The organism is Micromonospora sp. DT81.3 (genome assembly GCF_049847225.1).
Lineage (GTDB): Bacteria > Actinomycetota > Actinomycetes > Actinomycetales > Microbacteriaceae > Microbacterium.
This window is the reverse complement of record NZ_JBNCNY010000009.1, coordinates 15,362-27,310: the sequence shown is the minus strand read 5'-3', so window position 1 is coordinate 27,310 and position 11,949 is coordinate 15,362. Positions and strand designations below refer to the sequence as shown.

5 protein-coding genes are annotated in these 11,949 nt (G+C 63.9%); 3 read left to right on the top strand and 2 right to left on the bottom strand.

The window, feature by feature from the left end; all coding sequences use genetic code 11:
- Together ACPW96_RS17940 and ACPW96_RS17935 are read left to right on the top strand one after the other, a co-directional pair.
- Positions 1-1,023, top strand: coding sequence for a family 43 glycosylhydrolase (locus ACPW96_RS17940; RefSeq protein ID WP_425884644.1), 1,023 nt, complete (start codon positions 1-3; stop codon positions 1,021-1,023).
- Between the two features lie 162 nt (positions 1,024-1,185).
- The gene (locus ACPW96_RS17935; protein ID WP_425884642.1) at positions 1,186-3,741 is read left to right on the top strand and encodes a glycoside hydrolase family 3 protein; all 2,556 of its coding nucleotides are present in this window, start codon (positions 1,186-1,188) and stop codon (positions 3,739-3,741) included.
- Between the two features lie 489 nt (positions 3,742-4,230).
- On the opposite strand, the gene ACPW96_RS17930 is transcribed toward ACPW96_RS17935, so the two are convergent.
- Both ACPW96_RS17930 and ACPW96_RS17925 read right to left on the bottom strand, forming a co-directional pair.
- Complete coding sequence (locus tag ACPW96_RS17930; RefSeq protein WP_425884641.1) at positions 4,231-6,195, bottom strand: RICIN domain-containing protein; 1,965 nt, start codon at positions 6,193-6,195, stop codon at positions 4,231-4,233.
- 541 nt (positions 6,196-6,736) lie between these two features.
- Positions 6,737-7,333, bottom strand: a complete 597-nt coding sequence (locus ACPW96_RS17925; protein WP_425884639.1) for a recombinase family protein — start codon at positions 7,331-7,333, stop codon at positions 6,737-6,739.
- Positions 7,334-7,964: 631 nt separating this feature from the next.
- Here ACPW96_RS17925 and ACPW96_RS17920 point away from each other — a divergent pair.
- Positions 7,965-11,546: a hypothetical protein gene (locus ACPW96_RS17920; protein WP_425884637.1), complete on the top strand. Its 3,582-nt coding sequence runs from the start codon at positions 7,965-7,967 to the stop codon at positions 11,544-11,546.
- The last annotated feature ends 403 nt before the right edge of the window (positions 11,547-11,949 follow it).

Here is an 11,949-nt window from a genome sequence, read left to right as displayed (position 1 = left end):
ATGCCCGGCCAGCCCTGGCTCGACACCAAGGGCGAGCGGATCCACGCCCATGGCGGCTCGGTGCTCCACGTGGACGGCACGTACTACTGGTACGGCGAGAACAAGGAAAAGTCGGCCCCCGGCACCGGAATCTGGCACTGGGGTGTGCGCTGCTACAGCTCGACCGACCTCTACAACTGGACCGACCGCGGGCTCATCATCCCGCCGGACGAGGAGGACGAGAGCTCTCCGCTGCACCCGACGCAGCTGCTCGACCGGCCGCACATCATCTTCAACCGCGACACGGGCAAGTACGTGTGCTGGATCAAGGTGATGACGAAGGGGTCGATCCAGCGCTCGACCGTGCTCGTCGCAGACAGCATCCTGGGCCCGTACGAGATCGTGCAGACGTGGCTTCGCCCGCTGAGCGTGAGCGCCGGCGACTTTGACCTGGTCGTCGACCCCCACGACGGGAAGGCGTACTACTACTTCGAACGTGTGCACTCCGAGATGATCTGCGCAGACCTGACGGATGACTACACCGACGTCACCGGGTACTACTCCACGCACTTCCCGCAGCCGCAGCCGCCCTTCGTGCGCGAGGCGCCCGCGTACTTCGCGCGCGACCGGCAGCACTACCTGCTCACCTCCGGGACGACGGGGTACTACCCCAATCCCTCGGAAGCGGCGGTGGCGAAGAGCTACCACGGGCCCTTCACGGTGCTGGGGGATTTGCACCCCTCCGATGCGTCACGGACCTCGTTCCACTCTCAGATCTCGTCGGTGTTCCGGCATCCCGAGAAGAAGGATCTGTACATCGCGATCGCCGACCGGTGGCTGCCCCGCCATCTCGAGCACGGCCAGCAGGCTCACGACGCCTTCGTCGAGCACTTCGCGCCGGGGCGCGACGGGGACGAGCCGATGGAGGAGTTCGCCGACGTCGACACCACGATCGCCGATTACGTATGGCTGCCGATCCGGTTCGAGGGCGACCGACCGGTCATTGAGTGGCGCGACGAGTGGCGCATCGAGGAGTACAGCTGAGACCCGCCTCGCCAGACCCGAGTGTCAGGAGCGAGAGGTAAGGAGCCGAGCACACCAAAACCCCACGAAGTCCCCGTCCCCTTTCGACATCCACGCTCGACGGAGCGCAACGCGTCCCTCGAGGCTCCCCTCACAGATGTAGCAGTTCAAAGGAGAACCATTTTGAGACCGTTCCTTCGCCTCGCCCCGACCTCCCTCGTGGTTGCGTGCACCATAGCCCTCGTCCTTCCCGGAGCTATCTCGCCGGCGGCAGCGGACTCCACCTCGGCAACCCGTGCCACGTCGAAGCAGCAGCCATGGCGTGACACCAAGAAGTCACCGGACTGGCGCGCGGATCGACTGCTGAAGGCCATGACCCTCGACGAGAAGATCACGCTCATCCTTGCCACGAACGACGAGGACTTCGCGCCGCTCGCGCATCTCGGCATCCCGATCATGCGAAGAGTGGATGCCTCGGACGGACTGCGCGGCGACACCGGCGTGACGGCGTTCCCCGCCCCCAACGCCCTCGGCGCGACATTCGACACCGACCTCGCCGTGCAGTACGGCGACGCGATCGGCGCCGAGGCACGGGCGAAGCGGTGGAACGTGCTGCTGGGGCCGACCGTCGACATCGACCGCAACGGCCTCTCCGGTCGCGCGGCAGAGGGCTACGGCGAGGACCCGCTCGTGAACGGCGAGATGGGCGCGGCCGTAAGCCGCGGCTTCGAGCAGAACGACGTCATTACACAGCTCAAGCACTTCACCGTGTACAACCAGGAGAGCCACCGGCAGAACCTCAACGTCGCCATCTCCGAGCGCGCGTTGCGCGAGGTGCACTACCCGCCGTTCGAGCAGGCGATCAGGGAGGGTGGAGCCGACTCTGTGATGTGCTCCTACGCGCAGGTCAACGGAACCTACGCGTGCGAGAACGCCGAGCTCTTGACCGACCTGAAGACAGATCTCGGCCGGAAGGGCTATGTCGGCACGGACTTCCAGCCCTCTTCCGACCCGATCGCCGGCATCAACGCCGGCATCGACTCGCAGGCGCTATACCCCGGCGTGACGCCACGCGAAGCATTCACGGACGGCCGCATCCCGATCGAGCGCACGAATGATGCCGTCCGCCGCATCCTCGTCGCGCTCTTCGACTCGGGCGCGTTCGACAACCCGCTCGTCGAGACGGCGGTAGCGGTCGCTACAACTCCGGCGCACCAGGAGCTTGCGCGCACCGTCGGTGCGGCGGCGACAGTACTGCTGAAGAACGACGGTGCACTCCCGTTGTCGGCATCGGATAGCGTCGCCGTGATCGGCGCCGCGGGTGAGGACACGGTCACCGGCATCGAGGGCTCCTCGTACGTTCAGCCCGGCGACTTCACCACGCCGGTGGAGGCGTTCCAGCAGAAGGCGGGAGCCGCCAACGTGGCGGTCTCGCAGGGCAGCCTCGGCGATGGCATCGAACTGCCCGTCGTCCCGAGCAGCGCGCTGCGAACGGCGGGCGGCGCTGAAGGACTCGACGCAGTGTTCTTCGGCAACGACTCCTTCGACGGGGCACCCATCGCCGAGACCGTAACCCCGACCGTGAACTTCGCGTTCGGCAATCCCGTGCCCGACCTGCCTTCCGCCTGGTCGGCGCGCTGGACCGGGACGATCACGCCGACCGATTCGGGACTGCTTCGCATCTCGTCGCTGCTCTCCGGGTCGGCGAAGGTCACGATCGACGGGAAGACGTTCTTCGATGGCGAACGATTCATCTGGGACTTCTTCTTCTCGCCGCAGCAGTACACGATCGGGGGCACGCTCGAGGTGGATGCCGGCGTGCCGCTCGACATCGCGATCGAGTACTCGACCAAGGACGCGGGCTTCTTCGGGCCGCGCCTCACTCTCGGGTGGCAGCCGGATTCGCTGATTCCCGAGGCCGTCGAGGCGGCACGGAACGCAGATTCGGCGGTCGTGTTCGTCAACGAGGTCACCGGTGAAGCCGTCGACCGTCTCGGTTACTCCCTCCCCGGAGATCAGAACGAGCTCATCGAAGCGGTCGTGGCCGTCAACCCGAACACCATCGTCGTGCTGCAGACCCCGGGGCCTATCACGATGCCCTGGCTCGACGACGTCGCGGGCGTCGTGCAGTCCTGGTACCAGGGCGCGGCCGCGGGAACGAGCATCGCCGACGTCGTCTATGGGGACGCGGAGCCGGGCGGTCGCCTGCCGGTCACCTTCCCGGCCAGCGAAGATCAGGTGCCGGCCCTCGATCGCGAGAGCCTCTCCGTCGCGTATGACGAAGGCATCTACGTCGGCTACAAGTGGTTCGACAAGACCGGTGAGACCCCGCTGTTCCCCTTCGGGTACGGGCTCTCCTACACGTCCTTCGCGTACGACAAGCTCAAGGTCGGTGGCTACAACACGAAGGCGGCCCCGCACTCGAGGGCCGGCTCACCGGTGGTCACGGTGAACGTCACTAACACCGGTGACCGAGCCGGGTCCGACGTGGTGCAGGTCTACGCGGGCAGCCTGCCCACTGATGCGATAGATACTCCGGAGCGGCGCCTGGCCGGCTTCGCGAAGGTCGACCTTCAGCCGGGGGAGAAGAAAAAGGTCACTGTCCAGCTCGACCGGTCCGCCTTCGCCTACTGGGACGAGGCATCCGACAAGTGGGTAACACCGAAGGGGCAGGTCCGGCTGTTCGTCGCACGCTCCGCGACCGATGTTCAGTTGCAGGGCGCGCTGACGGTGCGCTGAGGCTGCCGAAGGGTGATGGTCGGGTCGTGTGCGCCACAGCCCGACCATCACCCACTATTTCTCGACAGCGCGTTTGCGGTAGGTGAGGCGGAACCAAAAGGTCGGCTGTCGCTCGCCTCCGGAAGGCCACGCCCTTCGACTCACTCGCCGTATGGTCGAGCGCTGCTGGAAGCGTGCTCTCCGCACGGCTTGTGGGTCCATCTCGATGGGAAGCCGCGAGAAGCCGCAACTCTGCTCCGAAGCGACGAGCAATTTCGTCGCGGATCTCCATCGAAGATCTTCGGTCTCGGGCATCCGCCGGCCGACCTTCAACCGGGGGATGGCCCTCGAGCGGCCGGGCGTGGAGCCAGTCGATCGGCGCAGACGCACGTGCGCGACGGCCCTATCACCCCTGCGGCACGACCTCGTTCATGCACCTACACCTTTTTCTGCCTTCGCCGAGAGTGTGCTCGGCCCACACAGCTGAGCCGACGTGCGTCACTGCTGGCGTCAGTCGGCTACCAAACGGAACTGCTGCTCGGGGGTATTCCAGGCGGCCGGGCTGCTCGCCAGTTGGTGCACGTTCTGCCAGGATCCGTAGCGTTCTCCCGTGATCTGGAGCGCGGTGCCTCGCGCTTTGTTCAAAAGCCGGTAATAGCCATCGCCTGTCGGCACGATCTGCCACAGTTGCTCGTCCCAACGAAGCGAGCTCGACACCGTGGCCACGTTCCAGGATGTGGACCAGCCGGCATAGTGCTCGCCCGTGGTGTGCAGCACTCGCGTTGGCGAGCTGAGGCTAGTGAGGCGGTAGTAACCGTCGCCGGCGCTGGTGATCACCCACCGTTGCTCGATCGTGTTCCATGCCGTTGGAGTAGCGACCGTATGCGTGGCGTCAGGATTTGCACGGTAAGTCTCACGGGTATTCTGCACAGCAAGCGCAGGGAACGCTCTGTTCACCAGTTGATAGGTCCCCACCCGGTCGTCCGTCTGCGAAACCGCCGAATCCCAGCGGTACGTTCCGACGGTCATCGCAGGCAGGGTGTCGGTGACCGTGCCGTCCTGCGACCTGAGCGCGACGGTGCGGGGGCTGGATGCTCCGTTGGCCACAACCACGACGATTCTCCCGTCCGGGTTCCGGAACGCGACGTTACTGACCTCGGTGGATGTCTGGCTCGACCCGATCCGAACGGAACCCGATGGCACGAACCGGGAGAGCTGTCCGTAGAGGTAGTAGTCGCGGTTTGCTGTCACGGCGTCCAGGCTCCCGGGGGGCGCCGTGAAGGGGAGGGAGCAGCACTCCGCGCGAAGGGGACCGGTGTTTGGTTCACCCGCGGTATCGAAGAAGCTCAGCCAGTAGGTCCAGCTCTGAAGCCCGTTGCGGTACAGCTCCATGACCCGCCGCATCCCAGCCTGCCAATTGCCGTCAATCTTGTTCGCCTCACCGTTGATTCCGTAATAGCTGCGCTCGGTGAGATGGATAGGCATGCCGGGATAGCGCAGTGCGAACTCGGAGAGCACGGACGGGGCGTCGCCGCTGTAGTCGTGGATCGCGACGCCGTCCACGTACTGCGCCGCCGCCGGGTCATCCAGAATCGCAGGGACGAAGTCGCGGAGGCGAGGGGGATTGTCGTCCCCGACCCAGATCTCGGTGTCAAGGCCAGCGCTCTCCAGTTCCGGACCAAGGTACCCCTTGATGTAGTCGCGCATCTGCTCGCCGGTCCACTCGCCGGTTGGGTAGTTCGTGATCACACGAGGCTCGTTCTGCGGTGTGATCGCCGCGATCGGGATGCCTTGTGACTCGTAAGCGCGAATGGCCATTCGCTGGTAGCGGGCAAGTTCGTCGTAGTACTCCGGCTTGACGAAGCCACCGTTGATCAGACTGCCGTTCGTCTTCATCCACGCCGGCGCCGACCACATCGACAAGTAGAACCGGATGCTTGGGTTGATCTGCCGTGCTCGCTGTGCGATCGCGATGATGCCGGCGTCGATGTCCTTCTGGATGGAGAACCCGGACAACGACTCATCCGTCTGCCCCGGAGCCGTGTCGTTGTAGGTGTAGAACTCCTCTGAGCAGAAGTCGGCACACCCGAGAGAGAGCCGGATCATGTTGTAGCCGTTTCCGGTCGTCGGGCTGAACAACGATTGCAGCACCTCCTCCCGCTTCGACGGCGAGAGATGCGCAATGTTCCACACACTGCTGCTCTCCAGCGACTGCCCCTGGCCATATACGCGCTGATACTCCGCACCAGAATCAACGTCGATGACGGTGTCCGGCACCGAAGACGGCTTCGCCTCAAGAGGCCGATCCGGGCGTGCCGCGACCGCATACTGCCCGTTCTCCGAACTCCAGGTGACGTGAGCCACCGGCGTCGCAGCGCGAGTGACGTCAGCATCGCCGATCACCATCGCTCCAACCATCGCCACGGCGGCCAGAGTGGCCGTCGCCCGGTACTGAAGCGCTTCAATTTTTAGCACTGTGTTCTCCTCTTTGAGACGACCGAGCAGATGGGCAGAGGGCACCACGCGCGTCTCAACGAGACTAAACGGCTAGGAGCTCCCTTGTCTATCGCACTCGAAGGGTCGCCTCGCTGATACGGGGACGGTCTTCTCCACACGGTTACGGCTGCACTGCTCGCCGCGAATCCGGTGAGCGGGACCGCGTCTGTGGGAGGCGCAAACAATCGCGGGCCACTCTCACGAAAGCGTTGGCTGACAAGCAGCTTGACCTGCATCTTGCCGTTGTCGCTATATAAAGCTGACTCAAGGTCAGAATCGGCAAATCGCGCAGAAAGTAGCGCGCTGGGGGTTTCCGCGGCGGAGTAGCCGGCGGAGAAATCTCTGCCTCAGGCCAGATTGGCTTACCGAATCCTCGGCCTGGCGTACTCAAACGAAGGTTTGCGAGACACGGGCGCCGGCGTGCGTTGATGGGCCTCGGTGCGCGTAGACAGCCGTGTACGAAATCAACGTCTCGAAACTCCCGTCTCCGGGCGCACCGCGGCCCACGTTGAGCCGCAGCTCAGTGTTCCACTTCGGGATCGATGAGTGCTCGTGCCCGGCGGTAGAACGTAGCTCGGGAGATTCCGAGGTCACGCGCGACTTGAGCTGCGGGTTCTCCGCCTTCGATGAGTCGGCGGGCGTTGCGGATTTGGCTGTCGGTGATGAGCCGCGGGCGGCCGCCCAGATTCTTGCCGGCGTCGCGGCGTTTGTTGATGGAGTCGACGACGCGCTCTCGCTTTATCTCGTGTTCCATCTGCCCGAGAGCGGCCATGATGGTGAACAGCATGGACCCCATGGGTGTTGATGTGTCGACGTTACCCCCGCCCAGGTTGAGCACGCGAAGGCCAGCTCCGCGGCCCCGGAGCTCTTCAGCAAAAGCGAGCATGTTCTGGGTTGATCGGCCTAGCCGGTCCAGAGTCGTGATGACGAGGGTGTCGCCCTTGTGGAGAGCATCTAACGCGCGGTCGAAGCCCGGCCGTGATGCTCGAGCGCCAGAGATGCCGTGGTCGATGTAGAGGTCATCGCGTCGGACGCCAACGGCCAAGAGATCGGTCTGTTGCCGGTCGGTGGTTTGCTGGCGGGTCGAGACGCGCGCGTAGCCGATCAGCTTGATCATTCTGCTCCAGCGTGTCTCGTAACTAACGGTGAGTACTGCGATTCAAGCAGGAGGTTGTGAGACGTAGTTATGAGAATCGCCGGGCCGCGACATTCCGGGGCAAACAAGAAAGATCGGGACCGGTCACGAGGGACGACGTGAGACGTCTCGTATCCCAAGGGTTCCGAGACACATGCGGTGTCGCATTCGAGGCACGCGCGGGCTTCTCCACCGGGCGGGCATCTGGATCACCATTATTGCCGACGGCGTGCCACCCGCTCGGCAATTGCTCAACGGGTCGTTGGGGGACCGGCTTGAGGGCAGCTAGATCTACCCGCGACTCGGGCCGAGCGCGCGCATTGGCGGTGTGGCAAGTGTCACTACCTGACCCAAGGACGAGGGTGAGTGATGCGGCGATCGGTTGCGTGGTCCGCGACGTAAGCACCATGTGCGACAATCTGTCCGCGTCGATCACAGCGCGCGACTTCGCGAAGAAGCTAGCCGGACCCTAGAGGCCACAGTCCTAGCCTGCTGCCTATGCGCATTTCCCTCCTTAGGCAATGTCGACACAACATGCGAGAGCGCGAATCGTACGCTGAAGGGGTCCAAGCACGCGCGGGCGCTGACGATACACGACCGTGCGGCGCTGTCAGTGGATGGGAGCACGTTGTCCGAGGCGATGTCGTACGTTGTCGAGCCAATCAAGTCGTTCTTGAAGTGGCTCACCCTTGAGTCTCGGGTCGCCAAGTCTGTTCAGCACCGCGCCGCAGACGAAGGTATCCGCGTCAATCGCAGAGACCTCCGGATGCACCTGTATCGAACCCGGTTCGTTTCCCATTTGGACGAGGTGTCGGCGCGGCAGCAGCTTCGTCAGTCGCTGGGCGTTCTTACTTCAGGAGACGCGGCGCAGGGTGATCGCTTGTTCGAACTGCTTGAAGCGGCGATTCAGTCTCGATCTTCACCAGTTGGCGCAACCACAGCGGTCGGTGCTGCCCTAGTCGAACGGATCGACACCCTGCAAGATAGCCTCCAGACTCGAGACCAGGATGAGTTGCTGTGGGAGTCTCGTCTGTCGCGGCTCAGGCCCATACGGGCTGAAGCGGCGGGCGAAGTCCGTCAGTCGTGGTCTCGCATGCCCAGCGTCGTGGGCCTACTTGCCACTGGCGACCGTGAAGGCATCCTCACGAGCTGGGGCCTCAATTTGCCGAACTTCCTGGCGGAAGCTCCAGCCGCCGTTCTCTGCTGGCTCGCCGATCTGGCAGCCGACCTGGGGCTGTTAGCAACGGCGGAGAAGTTCTTCGAGGTAGGGATTGCCCGGGGGGCGTATCCGCTGGGCTATTGGGAGGTACGTCGCGCCTGGGCTTCGGGCTCAGCGAACGACCAACAGCTGACCTTCGCCGATGTCGATCATCCCTTGGTAAGAGCTCGATCGCTCGAGTTCGCCGGGGACACGGTACGGGCTGTCGACGTCCTCTTGTCCTGGATTCCCAAGATCGTTGCGGAGCGGGCAACACGCGACATACTCCTTGCACGAGTCGCACTGAACGAGCGCGACTACGAGAAGGCGATTGCGCTGGCCATGCCGCTTAGCCGGCTCGGATCGACCGCGGCGACGCTCATTGCCGCGCGTGCTCTGATTTCGCGCGAGCTGTTCACACCGTCGGACTTGCACCATGGGGATGTTGCCGCAGCCTTCTCGCTCTTGGTAGGACTGCGGGATTCCTTACGGGAGTGGGGACACGACACTGGCGAGGTCGTGGTGCTCGCATCGACAGCGGCTCGGCTTCTGAACGACCCCGTCCGTGCGCTTGCCTTGACGCAACCCGCCCCACAAGGAGAGGCGACGGAGAGTGAAGCGCAAACCGTCGCAGTTCGAGGGGCAGCGGCCATCATGCTTGCGGAGAACGGGATGCTGGAGGCCGCGGAGTCGCTTGTTTCGGATCCCGGGCTGGATCCGACGCTTTCCCACCACCTGTATGGCCTCATCGCAGAGGCAAGCGGCGACCGTGAGGCGGCTGCCGCGTATTTTGCACGTGCTCTGGACACCTCTGCGGATCCCGATGCGAAGGGACAGTTCGCTTACACCCTCGCGACACTCGGTCAGGTGCATCCGTTCGTGCACGAGCAGCGCGCGGCGGGCAACGTCAAGTTCGCTGACGAGCTGACGCTGATTGCGGACGCATTCGCGGACAGGCCAGGCGGTGTAGACAAGCTCCGAGTTGCGGCTCACTCGTCAGCAAGCCTAAGCATGACACTGAGCCAGCTGTACCGGTCGATGGGCAGGGCCGACCTCGAACTTCAATCGCTGCGGTCTGCGGCGGAGCGTCTGGGCGATCCTGATGTGTGGCTCGCCGCGGCCAGGCTCGAGAAGAATGCCAGCAACAATATGGAGGCCATCAATTGCGCAGAGCGAGCCCTCGCGGCGGCGCCGCCTTCGTGGGGCGCGTTGGTCCGCACCCACGCACTGTTGGTGGAATTGTTCGCCGCCGTGGGGGACTGGGTTCGTGCGATCCGCTCGGCGGAGACGCTTGTCCGCCTGGAGCCAAACAATCGCTCCGCCATCTGGGCGCTGATTTCCTGTCAGTATCACGCAGGTGAGTCCGATGCCGCATTGGGAACATGGAATAGCGTCGCCCATAGAGAACGGCCCGATTCGCGTCGAGACGTACTCGTGTGGCTTGCCCTGTGCGAGGAATTCGGCGAGGCCATCGCCTCTGTGGAGGATCTGGCGACCGTCGCAGCGGAGTGGGCAGCTGACGAAGAGATCCGGCGTCACATCGTCGGGCTGGTCCTCTTTCCTGGATCCGCAGGAGAGGACGCCGAGAGCGAGGAGGTGGATGCGGCCCCAGCCGCGTCGGATGGCGGACCATCGCCGGAAGCCGAGCTGGCTGATCCGCGGCAGACAACGCGCGCCGAACTAATCGCGGGATACTTCCGTGATTTTCCCGATGGGGAAATCCGGCAGATTACTTTGGACCTGACTAACAGGGACTCGATCGTGGACGCTATAACGTCTGCAGTCGGCGAACGCACTGACACCCGTGAGCTCGATGCACAGGTTGGGTCGGGACAGTTCCCGCTCGGACTGGCCACCCTCGCGCATGGCGGCACCTACGCCGAGGCAGTCATTTCGTCGGCATCGGGGGTTCGATTCTCTATATCGGGCGACCAGGACGAAATCTCAGCTGCTGCCAACTCGATTCAGCGTCCCGTCGTGATTGACACAACGGCAGTGTTCACGCTGGTAGCTCTACCGGAACCGCTGCGAGTCAAGCTGCTTGCACAGTTCCCGGCACTAGCCATCTCCTCTGAACAGTTTCGCGACGCTGTCGCAGCTCTCCAATCGATCACGAGGTTCGGGCGGGCTCACTCCTACTTGACAGCCTTTAGGGGCCCAGTCTCATTGCGTGCGTTCGGGAGGGGAGCCGATGACCGCGAGATAGCTGAAGCGCTCGTCGCGATGATGAGACCGCTCGTACGTGAGACCCGTAGTCGGAGCTATGCGCACCCAGAGCTGGGTGATGCGTTTGCAGATGACGCTTGGTTCGGCGCTACCGCCGTGGCTGGAACCGACAGAGCACTGTGGTCAGACGATCTCGCCCTCAATCGAATCGCGTCAGACACCGGCGCCACGGCCTTCTCGACGCTCGCTCTCGTGGGGGCACTCAGACAGCGCGGCCTACTTTCCGCGACGGACGAGCGCAAGATAGACGTCTGCCTACTCCCTCACCGCTACGTCGGTATTCCTTTTGACGCGTCCCTCTACACGGATGCGTTGAGAACGGCTCACGGCAGTCCAACTGCGCTGGCGGCCGTGATCGAACATCTTGACGGGGCTGGCGGGAACGGGGTACTCGAGTATGTGCTAGCCCAAGCCCCTTCGATCGCCGCGAACGGACCTGATTTGGAACAATGGGTCTCGGGGTGCATCCGCTGGTTGGCGAGAGTTTCTCCGGATGAAGCCGCGAGGGCATCGAACCTGCGTCTCTTCACCTCGCGGATAGTCCGGTCGATCTGGATGTTGCCTCAAACCTTCCCCTACATCGATGCCGGTGTCACCGACGGTCTAGATGACTCCGGCGATTTCGACCCGCTGGCGGAGGAGATCGAGCGCGCATTCCGGGCTATGACGCGTCAGGATCGCGCCCAAGCCGTGCGTTGGGTCTTTGATCTCATCGCCGGCATGGATGCTTCTCGCCGCCACCGGTACACGGGCATAGCCCTCCGGCCCTAATTGGCCGACCGCCCCTCCTATAAGGTCTTCCGCTCCGAGGCATCTCGCAGAGCGCCCTCCGCGATGGGCCCTCGACAGCGACACCGATCGACGCGGCGAATCAGGGACGCGCGGAGCAGGCGCGCAATCGCCGTGTACAGAGTCCGTCGCGCGCGGGGCTAGACGACTGCAGGCGACAGCCGTGAGCAGCCAAGTCAAAAGCGATGCGATGAGGCACCAGACGGCGATGGCTTGCCTCAGCCGTACGCCGCGGTGGAACCACCGTGCTTAGGGCCAACTGTCGCGTTTGCGGCCCGCTCGTTTCAAGTTAAGGGCTGTCTCGCAAATTCGTCGACGCCAGTGAAGAGCCATCACGCCCAATCCCGAGTGAAGAGGGGCGTGTGCCGCTCAGAATTCCATTGCC